Source organism: Martinezella lusitana, assembly GCF_900094565.1.
Lineage (GTDB): Bacteria > Pseudomonadota > Alphaproteobacteria > Rhizobiales > Rhizobiaceae > Rhizobium > Rhizobium lusitanum.
This window is the reverse complement of sequence record NZ_FMAF01000011.1, coordinates 108,954-126,082: the sequence shown is the minus strand read 5'-3', so window position 1 is coordinate 126,082 and position 17,129 is coordinate 108,954. Positions and strand designations below refer to the sequence as shown.

The window sequence follows — 17,129 nt, the reverse complement described above, 5'->3', positions numbered from 1 at the left end:
TTCTCCTCCAAATAAGCTCTGTAATTTTGGTTGGTCGAGGTCGGGCTACAGGAAGCCGATCGAGAGCCACGGAACCGCAGCAACCGCAGCAAGACCAATGGCCATGGCGACGATGTAGCCGACGATCGGTTTCATGCCGGCGTCGGGGCTGACTCGGCTGATTGCACAGGCAGCGTAGTAGCCAACACCGAAGGGTGGAGCGAAGAGGCCGATACCCATCGCCAACACGACAACCATGGCGTAATGCACCTGATGGATGCCCAATTGCTGAGCAACCGGGAACAGCAACGGTGCGAACAGTACGATTGCGGGTATCCCCTCGAGCACACTGCCGAGGATGATGAAAATGACGATCGAGACGATCATGAAGGTCACCGCACCGCCCGGGAGCGTTGAAAGGTTTTGAGCCAGCGCTGTCGAGAAGCCTGATTGCGTCAGGCCCCAAGCCATCGCCGTGGCCGCGCCGATAATCAGAAGGATCGAACCGGATAGGCTCGCCGTCTCGACAAGCATCGGCTTGAGTCGGCGCCAATCGAACTGACGGTAGAACAGAAGGCCCGCGATTACCGAGTAAGCAATGCCGATTGTCGAAACTTCCGTCGCCGTGGCGACACCTTCGATGACAGCTGAGCGGATGACGAACGGAAGCGCAAGGGCAGGCAGTGCAGCGAGAAGCAGCTTGCCGATCTGCCGTCGACTTGCCCTCTTGACGTGGCTCGGATCATCGTTGCGGCAGCGCCAGCGGACCAAGAAGCAAAGGGTTACCGCCAGAATAAGGCCGGGGAGAAGACCGCCGGTGAACAGCGCGGCGATCGACACCCCGGTAGCGGATCCCACTGTAATCAAGACGATGCTAGGCGGGATTGTCTCAGTCTGGGCGCCCGTCGCCGACAGAAGTGCGACAAGATCGCCTTCGTCTGCGCCGCGCGCCTTCATCTCCGGAAACAACACGGGCGCGACGGCGGCCATGTCGGCGGCCTTCGATCCTGAAATCCCAGATACAAGATACATCGCAGCCACCAGCACGTAGTGAAGCCCGCCGCGCACATGGCCAAGAAGGCTGGCGAGGAACGCAACCATCGCCCGTGCCATACCCGTCATCTGGATAAGTTGGCCGAGAAACACAAACAGAGGGATCGCAAGAAGGATCAGATGGCTGACACCTTCATCGATCCTGCCGACAATGATCAGAGGCGGCGTTCTGGTGGTCAATATAAGGTAGCCGAATGTAGCGATCGCGAATGAAAAGGCGATCGGCACGCCGCCGAAAACACACGCCGCAACGCCGCCGACGAAGAAGACGAGAAGATTGAGGTTTCCGAGACCGGCGAAGACCGGCTTCAGCGCCCAAAACAAGCAGAAGACCGCTGCCACGGCAGCAATCGCACCGAGCGCGAGACGGAGATTCGAGCTCTGCAGAAGCCGCAACACCGCGAAAACAAGCATCAAAGCGAAGCTCGTCGGCAACGCCGAGGCGCGCCATGAGTTCTGAATATTCATCGCGGGCGTCCAGACGTAGGACTCTTCGGTGGCATATTCCAGAGATGCGGGCAGGATTAGTACGAGAAAGGCAAGTGCTGCGGCGACCGAAACCAGTTCGACGAAGCGGCGTGTATCGCCCTTCAATGCGGTGACCACCGCCGTCATGCGCATGTGTTCCTGCCGCTGAAAAGCGACGGCGGAACCAAGCATAGCAAGCCAGAGGAACAAGATTGACGCCAGTTCGTCCGACCAAACCAGCGGGACGTGGAATACGTACCGGGCGACAACGGCTGAAAACAGTAGAAGAATTTCGCAAAGCACCAGAAGTGCTACCGGTATCTCCAGGCACCTTACCAAGGCATGTTCGATCTTGCGTGCCATTGCTGCCAGGCTTGAGGTCCTTGCGACATCTTCGATGGCTCCGTGAACCGTCATAGTGGCCTCCCCATTAGGTAAGGCCTGATCGTTTGCGTGCGGATGCAACGCAGTCGGGTATTTCTCAAAACCTGTCCTCCCACGCTCGCGCGGGCGCACTGCTCCTCTCGGAAAAGCCCGATCGGTTTCCGGAGTGGTCTCTAAAGTGCGTTCCCACGAATTCCGCGCACTGTGCTCCTCTGCGCGTAGGTATAAGGTATGATGTCATACCCAATATGGCAAGCACTTTTTCTGCCGTTTGGTGGAGTCTTGAAGGGCAACGAGTACGGCCTCCGTCGAGGCATCGATCGGTCACTGGATTGATCGCAGAGAATTGCCCTCGACCACATCGAGGTTCCACTGCCTTGTGTGCACAAATGTTAGGAGATCTTGGAGCCGACGAGTCCTGTTTGGCGACCAGGGCAAGCCGCATCCTATCATCGCGCCGTCGCAACTCGACTCCCGAAAACGGCAACCGAACGCTTGTGCCGGCTCGATGTCCCTATTCCGTCCCTAGTCCTTCGAGAGCGGCGAACCTGGCGCGTCTTAAGTGGAGAACGTGCCTTGCCGGCTTAAAACGCCGGGCCGCCTTATTGACCTTCCGGTTAATAAAAAGGCGTCTCAAAAATTCCGGCCGCTTACCGCAGGTCAGCGGCCCTCTGAGTTTCCAGCGCCGCCAATCTCCCCTCCGTAGATTGCTGCGTCGTCGGGTTTCGGTCCTCGGCAGATGCTAGTCCCTCTGGGGGAGGGAGATCACACCGGGCATAAAATGAAAGTCCTGCTTTGCATCGGCTCTGCTATGCCACGACTAGATAAAGCGTTGGCTCCTCTGCGCGGTTCGTCTTTGCCGGCCCATCGGCAATTTGGAACCTGGATAGCATCTCGAAAAGCGATGCGGTCTCCTTCGCGAGATTGTTCACGGCAGCAGTCGACTCTTCCACCATAGCTGTGTTCTGCTGTGTCGCTGATTCGATCTTACCGACTGAGAAATTGATTTCCTTGAGCCCGTCGGCTTGGACGCGAGAAACCTGAGCAATGGCGTCGACGTTCTGATTGACGCTCTGCACCTGAACAACGATTTGGCCCAAAGCGTTGCCGGCCTGTTGCACACGCTGGACCCCATCATTGATATGCAGGTTGGATATTTTGATCAGAGACTTGATTTCTTTCGCCGCCGCCGCAGACCTTTGCGCCAGGTCTCTGACCTCCTGCGCTACTACCGCGAACCCTCGGCCAGTCTCCCCGGCCCGAGCCGCCTCAATGCCTGCGTTCAAAGCCAAAAGGTTTGTCTGAGATGCGATTTCATCGATGACACCGATAATATTGCCTATTTCGACCGAAGAAGACCGAATGTTTGTCATGGCCTCAATAGTCTCGCGCATTATGGTGCCTGACCTCTCGGCATGTTCCTTGGTCTCGCCGACGAGGATCCCTGCTGCGTGAGCTTTATGGCTTGCGTCCACCACCTGCCTTGTCATGTCTGCGAGGACAGAAGCCGTTTGCTCGACGACTATAGCTTGCTGCTCCGTTCTCACCGCGAGTTCGTTCGAGGAAGTACGGATTTCTTCAGCCCCCGCAGCAATCGCCTGCGCATTGTCGTTTACTTCGGACATTGCATCGCGAAGCTGGCTAATCGCTGAATTGAAGTCCAATCTGAGCGGCTCAAGAGCTCCCGTGAAAGGCCGATCAAGCTGAATGTGAAGGTTGCCTTTCGATAACTGCCTCAGTGCATCGGCAACTTGTTCGACGGCGGAACTGGTCTGTTCGGCAGCCCGCTGGCGCTCCTCTCCTTCGTTCTCCAAACGCCGCCGCTCGGCATCCTGTCGATGATGCTCGGCGACCGCATCGCGCTCCGCTTTTTCTGAAAGATGATTCTTAAGGCCGGATATCTGCCGCGCGAGCTGACCGATTTCATCCTTCCGTCGCTCGAGTATTTGGTCAATTTCCATGTCGCCGGCGATCATTTGCAGGACTGACTGCTGTAGTTTCGCCAGAGGCACGATGATGGAGCGGATAGTGAGCGATGCCGCGGTTACTCCGAACAAGGCAGCTATGCCGAGCGCAGCTAGCGTCAGAAATTTAAATTCATCAGAAGCTGCTTTAACTTTGCCACCAACGCCTTGGTTTAGAGCTTGCTCGTAATCGATCAACTTGTTCAGAGCACCAATCCATGCCGTCAACTTGGGTCTCAGTTCATTTAAGAGCAGCGGCTTTGCCTCGTCTCTTTTTCCGTCGAGCGTCAACTTGGTGACGTCGGCAATCAAAGGCTCGGCGTCATTCTGAAAAGCCGTCAGACCCTCAGCGAGGCGACGCTCTGCGGGGGTGCTGGCGACGTCGGAATTAACGGCCTTTTGCAACTCCGCGAAGTTGGAAGCGTAGGATGCCTGTAGCTTTCTCATCATCACGATTGTCGTGGCTTGATCCGTATTCGAGTCAGTCAAAACGATGTCGCGCAATGCTACCGCTCGATCGCGGACCGAGCCCAGCATATCGATGCCATTCCGAAATTTTTGGCTATTACTGCCATTTATGAGGCTGAGCTTCCCGTTGATCTCGTCGACCTGGCTGATTGACGAAAGAGACAGAACTCCCATTGCGCACAACAGCAACCCGAATGCGATAGACAAACGTATCGCCACGCCAAATTTCCGAATCCTCCACATTATTTCCCCTCCGCCCGAGCAAACCTTTTGAACTCCGTATGAGGTATAACCTTATACGTAATACCTTAACCGAAATTGAAGGGCGCAAAGGCCAATGCAGGATACGATCGAAAGAACCCTCAGCCGGCTGGCGAGCGGATCAAGGCTCTGGCCGACGACGGCTATTGCGTAGGCCGATCAACCGGATCAAAGCTCCCATCGGAATTTTCGGCAAAGCTAAAAGTGCGTCGTCTCTGGCATTATTGATTGTCGCCGACGTCGTGGTGGCGAGAATGCCTGCCAAATCTTAGATTCAAAACGCAGTCCCCGAGCGAGCCATTACCTGAAGAAGAGATGACCGCCTCCGCTGAACCGCCTCGTGGAGATACTCAAGAGCTGCTTGATTGATCGAGCTTGTTGAGGCGAGGTTGCGCGCCGCTAGCTCTCTGCTTTCAGCGCATGCTTGACGCGCAGAATAGTGATCACAACAGATCCCACAACGACCGGAACAGCGAGGAGCATGATCATTGGATCGAAATGGAACCCAGCGTGGTCTGCCGTTTCATACACGAACTTCAGCAAGCTCAACAAATAGTAGCTTATTGCAATGATCGAAAAGCCTTCGACCGCGCGCTGGATCTTGACCTGCGTCGCGGCGCGATCAGCCATGGCCTGGATCTGTGTCGCGTTCTGGAATTCGATCTCGACCTGAATTCGGGTTTGCAACAAGTCGAGCAAGTGCATCGCGGCCCTCGATAGTTGCTCAAGCCTCAAGGCGGTCGCTTCACAGGTACGCACCGCTGGCTTGAACCGCCGCTCCACGAAGGTACCGAAGCGTTGAAAGCCGACGACGTGCGTTTCCCGTAAAAGCGCGATCCTCTCCTCAACGATCTTGGCGTAGGCTGCGGTTGCGCCGAATCTGTTTCTGGTCTCGGCGGTGGCCGAAATGACATGGGATGAGAGAGCGGTAATCTCCTCGAGCAATTGCTTGTGCTGATGTGCGGGCGTACGAAGATTGCGATTGGTCAGTTGAACCAACTCCGTGTCATATCCGCCGAGAAGCGGGGCGAGACGACGCGCTTCCGGCAATCCGAGAAGCGCCATGGATCTGTAGGTTTCGATCTCGAAGATGCGGCGTACCATGCGCCCCAGTCGGTGTGCGTTCAGGTCCTTGTTGAACAGGATAATTCTACTTGAATTGTCCCCTCGAACACGAAAATCGGAGCAAACCTGCGCCGCGCCCCCACCGATCAATGAGGCGGCGGTATCACCGAAGCCGAAGGTTTCCAGCACCGGTCCCAGCTTGTCAGGAGGGTTCCCGAGGACAAGGATGCTGACGTGACAAACGAGCAGCGGTGAGTTCAATCCTGCGAGCTCGGCAAAATCACTTTCAAGGAGGTCAGATTCCGGCCAGCCCCCTGGCTCGCTGTCAAGTTTCCGGACGCGCGTAACCGTCACGAATTCAGTGTGCCTTTCGACTCTAACCGAAATCGTGCCATCAGCTTCGAGACTGTCGTGGAACTCCTTGATCACACCGTCTATGGGCATGAAAGCAACGTGCTCAACAATTGCCGGACCGGTGAAATAGATCGACGGTCGAGCGTGAAGCTCGGAGTTGAAGTCTGCCGTCTGCTGTTTGAAAGCAGTTGGACGAGAGATGTGTACACAAGGAGACGTCGTTGCCGACGCTGCTTCTTCCGCACCCTTCGAAATCACGTCTGTGTTCCCCATTTTCAGAAGTGCAAACACCGGCGAACCTTATGAAGCGAATGCAAGCAACTTGGAAGCCCGCCCGGATATGATAAATCTGCTGATCCGCGTTCGACCTTCTTTTGAAAGGTCACAGCAGCCTAAGAAGCTAGGAGACCCCCGCTGGTATGTCACGCCAGCTGTACTTCGGGCGATATCATAGAACGTCTCGGGGCCACTAGGCTTGAGACAAGACTGCCATGTTCAGCACGTTGTCCTTGTAGCGGTACATTGGGATAATAAGCAGCCCTAAGGGCACGTGTGGGCCGCGCCAACACGGTATCATCTGCTGCTATCACGAAGTGATGGAAACCATTGAGGCTTGCGTTGAGCGCAAGCGAAATGGCCTGGGCACAGTCCCGTCTGTCAACATAGGACCACAGGTTCCATTTCTGAACGCCGGGATTATCTTCGCAAGCTTTCATTGCATCATATTGGTGGGGCTCTTTTACCCAAGAAAACCGCGGGCCGATCATTTTGAGCGCGGGATCCGAGCGGCAGAATTCGGCTGCGACGGATTCGTCTACAAGTTTGGAAAGCGCGTAGCTACTCTCAGGCTTCGAGGTCAGCTTGTCATCGACCGGAAAATAGGCAGGTGGATCGTCAAACGGGACGCCCAGCAAGGTCTCACTGCTCGCAGAAACAATGTTCTTTATGCCCGCGATCCTTGCAGATTGGAAAACATTGTAGCTGATGGCGGTATTGGTGTGAAATATGTGCGTGCTCGCAGCGACTTTCGCGCCTACTATCGCAGCAAGATGGACGATGCCATCAATCCCGGATTCGATATCGGCGACCGCATCAAGGACCTGGCCATAGTCCCGCATATCGACGCGGGCGAACGGGCACCTCATGTCGGATGACGGCACCTCGTCGATTCCGATGACCTCGTGCCCCTCTTCGAGAAGGCGTTCAATCGCCGCGCGCCCGATTCGTCCGCTGCTTCCAGTGACCAGAAGTTTCATGGCATTTCCCCTTTACGGGCCGCACAATGGCACGAACGAGAGTGCAGGTTACGGCACCCAGACCCGCTGGGTTCCTCCTGGTTCGTAACGCGCTCTTGTCACCTCGAGAGATTGATCAAGGTGGCCCTTTCCTCGGCGGTGAGCGGCCGGACCTCGTGGTTCTGCAAGAGCAAGAAGAGCTTCGCCGTTTCCTCCAACTCCTCTGTCGCGTACTGGGCGTCCTTTAGGGACTTGCCCGCGACGACAGGTCCATGGTTTGCCATCAACACCGCATGATGGTTCGCGGCGGCGGCTCCCACCGCCGCCGCCAGCGCTTCGTCTCCGGGAGGAAAATACGGCACGAGCGGCAGGAAACCGATACGCATGACATAGTAGGCGGTCAGGGGCGGCAGAACGTCGCGCTCGTTGACCTGCTTCAACAAGCTGACGGCAACCGAATAGGTTGAATGCAGGTGGACGACGGCTCGGCGATTGTCCTTACCGCAATACATGCACTTGTGGAGGAACGCCTCCTTGGTGGGCTTGTCACCTCCGACATGCACGCCTTCCGCCGAAAAGCAGGACAGCCGTGCTGGATCGAGCACGCCCAGCGAAGCGTTGGTGGGCGTCATCAAAATTCGACCGTCCGACAGACGGACGCTGATGTTGCCGGTCGATCCTGCGGTCAGCCCGCGGTCGAAGAGCGAGCGACCGACCTCGACTATCTCGTCGCGGACCTTCGTCTCTTCAGATATGGAGCCTATCATCGTAGCCGGTCCCAAGCGTTCATGAAGAAGTCCCGTTCGCCGAAGTTGCCGGACTTCAACGCGAGCGACAGAGATCGCCCCTGGCTCTTTGCGTGTACCCACGGCACTCCGGGGGCGATTTCGTTGCCAATCGAGAGCTGGTCGACGCCGAGCGACTTCACCACCGCTCCCGACGTCTCGCCGCCGGCGACGATGAGATCGCTCACACCCTTCTCGACGAGCCTTCGCGCGATTGAGGAGAGGGCGGCCTCGACCATCTCGCCGGACTGCGCGGCGCCCAACTTGCGTTGGTTTTCCTTCACCTCGTCGGGCAGAGCCGTCGCATAGATGAGAACAGGCTTGCGGCCCAGACGGGACGAGGCCCACTCGACGGCCTCGCCGACGACATCGCCGCCGTCCGCCAGCTTTGAGAGGTCGACGCGGAAACCCTCGTGGTCTGCGAGCATCGCCTCTACCTGTCCGTTGGTTGCGACCGAGCAGCTACCGGAGACGACGGCTCTGTAGCCTTCTTCCAAGTCAGTCGTAACGGCAGCGTCGCGGCTGTTCCCGCCGGCAAGAAGAACACGAGCCAGCCCATATGCCAGGCCCGACGCACCGGTGAACAGCACGAGATCCTTGAATGCCTGGGCAATCTCGACAAGGTCCTCGTCAGCCAGGGCGTCGATGACGACAATACGCGTGCCGTCGCCGTGAATGGGGGCGGCCCATTCGGCGATGGCGGACGCCCCTTGCTTCACCGTCTCGTAATAGCATCCGGTGATTTCGGCCCGCGACTGCGGCCCGAGCACCCGCAGCAGGTTCGCGTCTGTTATCGGCGTCAACGGATGATTGCGCATGCCGGACTCGTCCAGCGGCACGTCGCCGACGAACAGGTTGCCCTTGTAAACCGTCCGGCCGTTGGCAGGGAAGGCGGGGCAGGCGATCGTTATGGATTGGCCAAGCTCCGCAAGCATCGCGTCGGCGACCGGGCCGATGTTGCCCTTCGCCGTGGAATCGAACGTCGAGCAGTACTTGAAGTAGTACTTCTGCGCGCCACAGCCACGCAGCCATCGCAGCGCGGCCAAGGACTGCTCGACCGCCATTTGCGGAGGTGTCGTTCGAGTCTTGAGGGCGACAACGATTACGTCGGCGTCAATGTCCCTGTCGTCTTCAGGAACGCCGATCAGCACCGTCGTTTTGAGGCCGGCGCGCGCGAAGATGTTCGCGACGTCGGTCGCTCCCGTGAAATCGTCGGCGACGCAGCCGACCAGCAACTTTCCGGCGGCCACCATGAATCACCTCATGATGAAGGGGTTGGCGACGTCTTCAGCGGTCGAGATCATCACGCTCTTCGTCTGCATGTAGTTCTGGATCGAGGCGATGCCATTCTCGCGACCGATGCCGGAGTGCTTGTAGCCTCCCAGCGGCGACATATAGCTGATGACGCGGTAAGTGTTGACCCAGATGGTGCCAGCCTGGATAGCGGCCGAAACCTTCAGGATACGACGCATGTCCTGGGTCCAGAAGCCCGCGGCCAGCCCGTAATTGGTGTCATTGGCAATATGCACGGCTTCCTCATCGCTGTCGAAGGGGATGACCGCCAGAACCGGGCCGAAGACCTCCTCCTGCGCGATGCGCATGTCGTTTCGGACCCCGGAGAAAATCGTAGGTTCGACGAACCAGCCCCTGGAGAGCTCGGCATTGTCCGGCCGCCCCCCACCGAGAACGCATTCGGCGCCTTCGCCTTTTGCGATGTTGATATAGCCGAGGATCTTCTCGAGTTGCGGCGGCGTCGTCACGGGGCCAACCTGCGTCGACGTCAAGAGCGGATCGCCCATTCTCGCCGTTTTTGCGAGGTTGACGATCTTCTCGAGAAACTGGTCGTGGATCTTTCGCTGCACGAGCAATCGTGAGCCCGCAATACATGTCTGTCCGGTGGCAGCGAAGATGCCGGAGATCACCCCGTTGACGGCATTGTCGATCTCCGCATCGTCGAAGACGATGTGCGGGCTCTTGCCGCCGAGTTCAAGCGTAACCTTCTTGAAGTTGCGCGCTGCAAGCTCGCCGATCTTGCGCCCGGTGCCTTCACTTCCCGTGAAAGCGATCTTGGCGACGTACTTGTGGGTCGTCAGCGTCTCGCCGACATCTGCGCCGAACCCTGTGACGACGTTGAAGACGCCCGCGGGAAAGCCAGCCTGCTCGACGAGCTTTGCGAACTCAAGGGTCGAAGCAGACGTGAACTCCGAGGGCTTTGCCACGAATGTGTTCCCTGCGGCGAGTGCCGGTGCCAGCTTGTAGGCGAGCAGCAGGAGAGGGGAGTTCCACGGCGTAATCCCGACGCAGACGCCGAGCGGCTCATTACGAGTGAAGTTGAAGGTGTCCGCCTTATCGATCGGGATGACCGCTCCTTCGATCTTGTCCGCCAGCCCGCCGAAGTAGTAGTACCACTGCGGGATGTATTTGAGCTGAAACAGCATCTCGTTGATGAGCTTGCCGTTGTCCGTAACCTCGATCGTCGCGAGATGCTCCGCATTCTCGGCGATCAGGTCGCCAAGACGCCGAAGAAGGTGTCCGCGGGCGCTCGCGGTGAGCTTCGGCCACGGACCGCTCGTGAAGGCGCGGTGCGCAGCCTCGACTGCTCGTTCCGCATCTTCCCTGCCGCCCTTCGGAATAGCGGCCCAGGTCTGCCCGTTGAAAGGGTTCTTCGTCTCGAACGTATCTCCGTTGGCAGCGTCTTCCCACTTGCCGTCGATGAACATCTTGTATGTCTGCATTGTCTTTCTCTCTTCTAGCATCCGAGTTGTCGGGCGAGGTCTTCGAGATCGTCGGCGACGTAATCCCAGCGCTGCTCGGCTGTGAGGTCGGTCGTCTGGCCCTCGCCGTATTCGGTGGGTCGTGCGATGAATGCGGTTTTAAGGCCAAGGCTGCGCGCGGCGGCAAGATCGTAGTTGTGGGCAGCGCACATCATGACGGCCCCGGGCTCCAGATAAAGGAGTTTGCAGACCCCGAGGTAGGTCTCAGGATCGGGCTTGTAGTGCTGGAAAAGCTCGCAGGAGAACACGTTGTCCCACGGCAAGTCGGCATGCTTTGCCATATTGACGAGAATCGCGACATTGGCGTTGGACAGAGGGCCGATGATAAACTTCGACTTCAGCCGGTGTAGCCCGCGCGATGTGTCGGGCCAGCCGTCCAGGCGATGCCAGACCTTGTTGACGTGCATCATCCGGTCGTGGTCTAGTTCGGCCAGCCCCATCTCTGCGAACACTGCCTTCAAGGCATCGAAGTGAAGTTCGTCCAGGTTCGTCCACGGCAACTCGCCGCTGCGCACCCGCGCTTTCTGGGGATTGTAATGGTCTCGCCAGCGGTCGACGAGACCGGTCCAGTCGATCTGCAGGCCCTCCGCCGCGCCCCAGGCGGTGAGATCGCGGATGATCGAACCCCGCCAGTCGACGACAGTGCCGAACGTGTCGAAGACAATCGCCTTGACGCTGCTGGTCATCTCGCGCCCTCCTTCTTGTGGGACGAAATGCGCTCGAACGTTTCCACTCGCTTTTCGGCCACCCAATCTCGAACCATCGCATCAAAGCTCGTGAAGTGCGGCGTCTTCAGGTGGAAGTCGAAATCGGCTCTTGAGCCATAGACTTCATAGAGGTAGATTCGCTCGGGCCGCTCAGGATCGCGGCAGACATCGAACACTTCGCAGTTCGGTTCGTCGCGCAGCGACGTCGCCGCATTCTCGATTATCGCCGCATCGAAATTATCGGCGAACTGGTTTCGAACGACGAACTCTACGACCACGACAAAGCCTGTGGATGCCGAACTCATGCGACCTCCTTGCGGACGGCACCCAGAGCGCCGATCACGCTGCGCGTCATCTCCGCGCAATTGGCGCTTCCGCCATACTCCATTGGAACCGCGATCTTGGTCGACAAGGTGTGCTCGACCGCGGCCTCGATCAGCCCGGCGGCGTCAGCAAGCCGCTGATCCCCGTGCTTCACCGCCAGCCAGTCGAGCATCATCGCTCCCGACAGGAACATTGCGCCCGGATTGGCGACGCCCTTGCCCGCGATATCGGGAGCGGTCCCGTGTGCCGGCTGGAAGAGGCCGTGCGTATCGCCGATGTCCGCCGAAGGGGCCATACCCATGCCGCCGATCAGACCGGCCGCAAGGTCGGAAAGGATGTCGCCAAACATGTTCTCGGTCACCAGCACGTCAAGCGTCCAAGGCTTCTTCACCATGTTGAGCGCCAGCGCGTCGACATAGGCATAGTCCTTCTGCAACTCGGGGTGCTTGGCGGCGATCTCATCGAAAACCTTCCGGAAGAAAGCCATCGAACTGAAGACATTCGCCTTGTCGACGCAGGTCACCGTGCCGGCCTTGCCGCGACGTTTGCGCTGGGCGGCCAGCTGGAAAGCGAATTCGGTAACGCGCTCGGTGCCGGCCCGCGTGATCTGCATCGTGTCGTAGGCCTCTTGGTCGTTTAGCACTTCGCCACGGCCACGCGCATAAAACAGTCCTTCTGTCTGCTCGCGGACCAACACGAAGTCGATTCCTTCGGCGCGAGGATCGGACAGCACTTTCGGAAGGCCGGGAAACCACCGGATCGGACGGACACCTGCAAACAGGCCGAACTCCATGCGCAGGTCGAGCTGCGGAATGATTTCCGTCCCGTCCGGGAAGCGGATGTCGGGCCAGCCCATCGCGCCGAAGAGGATTGCGTCGGATGTCCGGCAGGCCTCGAGCGCGGCGGCGGGCAGGGCCTCGCCGGTCTCCGCGTAGTGCTGGGCACCGGCCTGATGCGTCTCGAACACGAGCGGTGGCGCGCCCGCCTGGCTGACGGCGGCGTCGATCAATTCCAGGCAGGCAGGCATGACTTCCCTGCCGATCCCGTCGCCGGGAAGGACTGCGATCTTGAGAGTGTTGTACAACGATGACATTTGAAACCTGTCCTAGAGGTGGTTGAGGCCGAGGCGCTCGAGAAGGTCGAGCAGTTCCTTGCCTGCCCGCTCGCGGTGCGCCTTGTGAATGTTTCTTGCTTTTTCGCGGTCGCCTTCGCGGATTGCTTGCACGAGTTCTGCATGTTCGCGGGTTGAGTTAACCGGCTTGGGACGCATCTTCAGCGTCACCATCCTGACGCGATGTGCGCGGTCGATGAAATTGAGGACGACCGACTTGAGCATCTGGTTGCCGCCAAGGTCGAGCAGTTGCTCATGAAATCTTGCGTCCGCCTGCGCCCAGCGCTCCAAATTATCTTGTGAAAGCGCATGGTCCATGTCGGCCGTCGCCTTTTCGAGACCCCGGAGTTGATCCTCGGAAAGCTGGCGGCTGGCGGCAAGCTCTGCAGCCGTACTCTCGAGCGACGTCAGGATTTCGTAAATTTCCTTCATGTCAGAAATAGAAATCGGCAGAACCCGCATTCCGTGCCTCGGGATCACCGAGACAAGTCCGTCCTGCTGGAGGCGCATGAGCGCCTCCCTTACGGGCGTCCGGCTCATCCCCAACTGGGACGCGACTTCCTGTTCGGTCGCCTGGTAACCGGGCGCCCACTTGTTATCCAGGATGAGCTGGCGCAACCGAAGGTGCGCTGTCGCGGTCATTGTTTTCGCGAAGGCGTCCTCTTTGATCTCTGAGACCGGTGCTGTCTGTTTCCTGGTCGGCATTTTCTTTCCCTTCAAGCTGGCTGATTTCTCAGGAGCCTACATATTTTCGCCAGCTATGTTCAGGCTGGTATCCGAGAACGCTCTTTGCTTTGTCGATCGACAGCAAGGTTTCGTTGTTCCCGATCTGCTTCTTGAACGGGACCCCCGGATACCACCTCCTGACGAGTTCCTCGTTGGAGGTGGTCATGACCCCATCGTCGTTTGCGATGATGAACACCTCGGCACCTTTGCCGCTCCACTCGAGCGAGCGACGGATCGCCTGTGCCCCGTCGCGGGCGTCGATATAGGTCCAAAGGTTGAAGCGTCTGCTGCCCGGGTTCTGCTCGAAGGCCGGGAAGTCCGCATACTCGCTCTCGTCCATAACGTTGGAGAAGCGTAGGCAAACGATCTTGAGCTCGCTGTCCCAGCGGCAATACTGCTTTGCCATCTCCTCGCCGAGATGCTTCGAGAGGGAATAGGAGGTTTCCGGGCGCGACTGATAATTCTCGTCCGCCGGCAGATAGTCAGGCTTGATCTCGTAAGGAATGCCGAGCAGGGTCTCGCTCGACGCCCACACGATGTTCTTGATGCCGAGCAAGCGGCATGACTCGAAAACATTGAACGTCGAAATGGTGTTGACCCGGAAAACATCCGCAGGAGCAACGCGCCCCGGCATCGGCACAGCGGCCAGATGGACGACGGCTTCAGTGTTGCGATTGTGGTCCCAATCAAAGCCACTGATCGCCTCGATCGTGGCGCGCATATCCTCGAAATCGACCCTGACGAAGGGGCAGAGGTTTTCTGGCGGAGCGATCGTATCCGCGTTGATGACGTCGTGGCCGCTCTCAACCAGATGCTTGATCGTGGCTCTACCCAGTTTGCCGCTGCCGCCTGTGACTAAAACTCTCATATCGTAATACCTCCGTAGAACCTTCCAGGTTAGCGGCTTCGGCCGACCGCCACAGCCAGGATGATGAGCATTCCGCGCGCGATGAGCTGCTGGCTGTAGTCGAGGCCGCCAAGAATAAGACCGTTGTTGATGACACCGATGAGCAGGGCACCGACGATGGAACCGATCACGGTGCCGCGTCCGCCGAATAGGCTGGTACCGCCGAGAACCACGGCTGCAATGACAGACAGCTCATCGCCTTCGCCAAGCTGGAAGCGTCCAGACTGCAGGCGTCCAGCATAGAGCATGCCAGCGATCGCAGCGGCCATCCCCGTCAGTAGCAGCACCTGGAACTTGATTTTCCGGACATCGACGCCGCTGTAGCGAGCTGCGACCGAGTTTCCGCCTGCCGACATGACCTTGCGGCCGAACGGTGTCTTTCGGAGCGCGATATGGGCGATCGTGCCCAGAACGGCGACCCAGACAACGAGGACAGGAACAGGGCCGATGTTACCGGAACCAAAGACGAAAATGAACGTATCGTTGATAATTGGAACAGGCGAAGTGCCGCTTACCCACATTCCGACCCCTCGCGCGATCCCCATCATGCCGAGTGTCACCAAGAACGACGGGATGTTGAGATAGGCAGTCAGGCCGCCGTTTACGGCGCCTACCAGCAGCCCGAGGGTCAAGCCCGCGAGAATGCCGGGGAATAGACCGTACTTGCTCAGCACCAGGCCAGCGACCACCGACGACAGTCCGGCTATGGCTCCGACCGAGAGGTCGATCTCGCCCGCCGAGAGTACGAACGACATTGCCATGGAAACGATGGCGACGATCGCAGTCTGCCGCAGGATGTTGAGCAGGTTGTTTGAAGATAGGAATCCGCGATCCTGCAGCAGGATCGCGAAGACGATGAAGATGACGACGAAGCCGATGTAGACGACGTAGTCGCGCCAGTTGCTGTGCCACGGCCGCATGTGGGTTGCATCCGTCTCTGTGTTCAATGTCTTGGCTTCAGTGGACATTTTGGGTTGCCTTCTGAATCGCGACCTGCAGACCGAGTTCGGTGCGGATCAGCGGAGATTGAGTTTCGTCGCCGGCAATCGTGGCCCAGCTTTCGATTTCGTCGCGCTCGATTTCGCGCGCGAGACGTCCGTTGTTCATGACCAGGATGCGGTCGCTTGTTGCCAGAAGCTCGGCTGGTTCCGACGAGATGACGATGACGGACTTTCCGGAGGAGGCGACGCTCCGAATGAGTTCAACGATCTCGGCCTTTGAACCGATGTCTACGCCTGCTGTTGGTTCGTCGAGAATGACAACCGAAGGATCAATCGCTAGCCATTTGGCAATAACGATCTTCTGCTGGTTGCCGCCGGAAAGGTTCCTGACCTTGTTGTCAGCGGACGGCGTCTTGATCCTCAGTTGCTTGATGAGATCGGAGGTCAGTGTTCCCTCGCGTCGACGGTCGATGAAGGGACCGCGGACGAGCTGACCGATCTGCGGCAGTCCAAGATTGTCGCCGACGCTGTGCTCGACAACCAGACCTTCCTCGTGGCGGCTCTCCGGAACAAGCACAATGCCAGCCTTGATCGCATCCGAAGGTGACTTGAACTCAACGGCAGTGTCGCCGAGTTCTACGGTTCCCGCAGTTTTCTTATCGACGCCGAAAAGAAGGCGGGCAAGCTCGCTCCGGCCAGCGCCCATGAGGCCTGCTATTCCCACAATCTCGCCCCTGTGAACGTCGAAGCTGACATCGCTGGGTTTTCCCGAAGGGCCCGAAAGGCCACGTACGCTCAGCGCGGGTTTGCCGCTGCGATCAATGGCGCGCGCCTGGTATTGGAAACCGGTGACACGCTTGCCGACCATGTGCTGCACGATCGAGTCGAGCGTGAATTCGGATGTCTTCCCGGAGGTCACGTTCTGACCGTCACGCAGAATTGTAATCTCGTCGGCGATCGTCATGATCTCGGTCATGCGATGGGAAACGTAGATCACGGCTGTTCCCGCCGCAGTGAGCTTCTTCAACATGCCGAACAGAGTGTCGGCTTCCTGTGCGCTCAGCGACGAGGTTGGTTCGTCAAGGATAAGGATCCTGGCGTCCTGGTGGATGGCCTTGGCGATCTCGGTCAGCTGGGCCTGGCCGGGGCTGAGTTCAAAAACAGGCGTCCTCGGATCAACCCTGAGGTTGAGTTGGCCGATGATCTCGGCTGCCTGTGCGATTTCCCTGCGCTCGTCGACCAAGATCGACAGGCGGCGGGGCTCCCGGTTGAGGAAAATGTTCTGGGCGACCGTGAGGGTGGGGATCAGGCTGAGGTCCTGGAAGATCATCTCAATGCCGAGCCTGCGGGAATTCTCCGGAGAGCTTGACGACATGTGTTCGCCAAAAACCTCGATGGATCCCTCCGTGGGTGTGACCACGCCCTGCAGGATCTTCAACAGCGTAGACTTGCCGGCGCCATTTTCGCCGACCAGCGCATGGATTGTCCCGGGTTGGATCGTCAGGCTGACACCGCGCAATGCGTGCACGCCGCCAAACGATTTCCTCACGTCGCGCATCCTGACGGCGGCGAGGGTTTCGGTGACTGCTTGAGTGTTCATGGTCGTTGTCCGCCGCTGGGGAC

General features: G+C 58.5%; 14 protein-coding genes. All 14 read right to left on the bottom strand.

The window, feature by feature from the left end; all coding sequences use genetic code 11:
• Positions 1–45: 45 nt before the first annotated feature.
• The 14 genes from GA0061101_RS21705 to GA0061101_RS21640 all read right to left on the bottom strand — a co-directional run bounded on the left by GA0061101_RS21705 (position 46) and on the right by GA0061101_RS21640 (position 17,106).
• A complete protein-coding gene (locus GA0061101_RS21705; protein WP_028753520.1) occupies positions 46–1,917 on the bottom strand; it encodes a TRAP transporter large permease in 1,872 nt (623 codons plus the stop codon).
• A gap of 776 nt (positions 1,918–2,693) precedes the next feature.
• A complete protein-coding gene (locus GA0061101_RS21700) occupies positions 2,694–4,535 on the bottom strand; it encodes a methyl-accepting chemotaxis protein (RefSeq protein WP_245276592.1) in 1,842 nt (613 codons plus the stop codon).
• A gap of 441 nt (positions 4,536–4,976) precedes the next feature.
• Entirely contained in the window at positions 4,977–6,254 is a 1,278-nt protein-coding gene (locus GA0061101_RS21695) for a DUF3422 domain-containing protein (RefSeq protein WP_028753519.1), read from the bottom strand.
• A gap of 164 nt (positions 6,255–6,418) precedes the next feature.
• Positions 6,419–7,252, bottom strand: a complete 834-nt coding sequence (locus tag GA0061101_RS21690) for an NAD-dependent epimerase/dehydratase family protein (protein ID WP_081670363.1) — start codon at positions 7,250–7,252, stop codon at positions 6,419–6,421.
• Positions 7,253–7,350: 98 nt separating this feature from the next.
• Positions 7,351–7,998 carry a 3-oxo-tetronate 4-phosphate decarboxylase gene (otnC, locus tag GA0061101_RS21685; protein ID WP_004129830.1) on the bottom strand — a complete coding sequence of 216 codons (648 nt, stop codon included), beginning with the start codon at positions 7,996–7,998 and terminating at the stop codon, positions 7,351–7,353.
• A complete protein-coding gene (gene otnK / locus GA0061101_RS21680; protein WP_028753518.1) occupies positions 7,995–9,269 on the bottom strand; it encodes a 3-oxo-tetronate kinase in 1,275 nt (424 codons plus the stop codon). The genes otnC and otnK overlap by 4 nt, the downstream gene beginning before the upstream one ends.
• Before the next feature lie 3 nt (positions 9,270–9,272).
• The gene (locus GA0061101_RS21675; RefSeq protein ID WP_028753517.1) at positions 9,273–10,751 is read right to left on the bottom strand and encodes an aldehyde dehydrogenase; all 1,479 of its coding nucleotides are present in this window, start codon (positions 10,749–10,751) and stop codon (positions 9,273–9,275) included.
• A gap of 14 nt (positions 10,752–10,765) precedes the next feature.
• Complete coding sequence (locus GA0061101_RS21670; RefSeq protein ID WP_004129810.1) at positions 10,766–11,476, bottom strand: haloacid dehalogenase type II; 711 nt, start codon at positions 11,474–11,476, stop codon at positions 10,766–10,768.
• Positions 11,473–11,802: a putative quinol monooxygenase gene (locus GA0061101_RS21665; protein ID WP_028753516.1), complete on the bottom strand. Its 330-nt coding sequence runs from the start codon at positions 11,800–11,802 to the stop codon at positions 11,473–11,475. Before GA0061101_RS21665 ends, GA0061101_RS21670 begins: the two co-directional genes overlap by 4 nt.
• Positions 11,799–12,914, bottom strand: a complete 1,116-nt coding sequence (locus GA0061101_RS21660; protein ID WP_028753515.1) for an isocitrate/isopropylmalate dehydrogenase family protein — start codon at positions 12,912–12,914, stop codon at positions 11,799–11,801. The genes GA0061101_RS21665 and GA0061101_RS21660 overlap by 4 nt, the downstream gene beginning before the upstream one ends.
• A 12-nt stretch (positions 12,915–12,926) precedes the next feature.
• Entirely contained in the window at positions 12,927–13,550 is a 624-nt protein-coding gene (locus tag GA0061101_RS21655) for a GntR family transcriptional regulator (RefSeq protein ID WP_245297534.1), read from the bottom strand.
• Between the two features lie 115 nt (positions 13,551–13,665).
• Positions 13,666–14,526, bottom strand: a complete 861-nt coding sequence (locus GA0061101_RS21650; protein WP_004129798.1) for an NAD-dependent epimerase/dehydratase family protein — start codon at positions 14,524–14,526, stop codon at positions 13,666–13,668.
• 29 nt (positions 14,527–14,555) lie between these two features.
• Positions 14,556–15,533, bottom strand: coding sequence for an ABC transporter permease (locus GA0061101_RS21645; protein ID WP_004129795.1), 978 nt, complete (start codon positions 15,531–15,533; stop codon positions 14,556–14,558).
• Positions 15,523–17,106 (bottom strand): sugar ABC transporter ATP-binding protein, encoded by a 1,584-nt coding sequence (locus GA0061101_RS21640; protein ID WP_013984663.1) that lies wholly within the window; start codon positions 17,104–17,106, stop codon positions 15,523–15,525. The genes GA0061101_RS21645 and GA0061101_RS21640 overlap by 11 nt, the downstream gene beginning before the upstream one ends.
• Positions 17,107–17,129 lie beyond the last annotated feature (23 nt).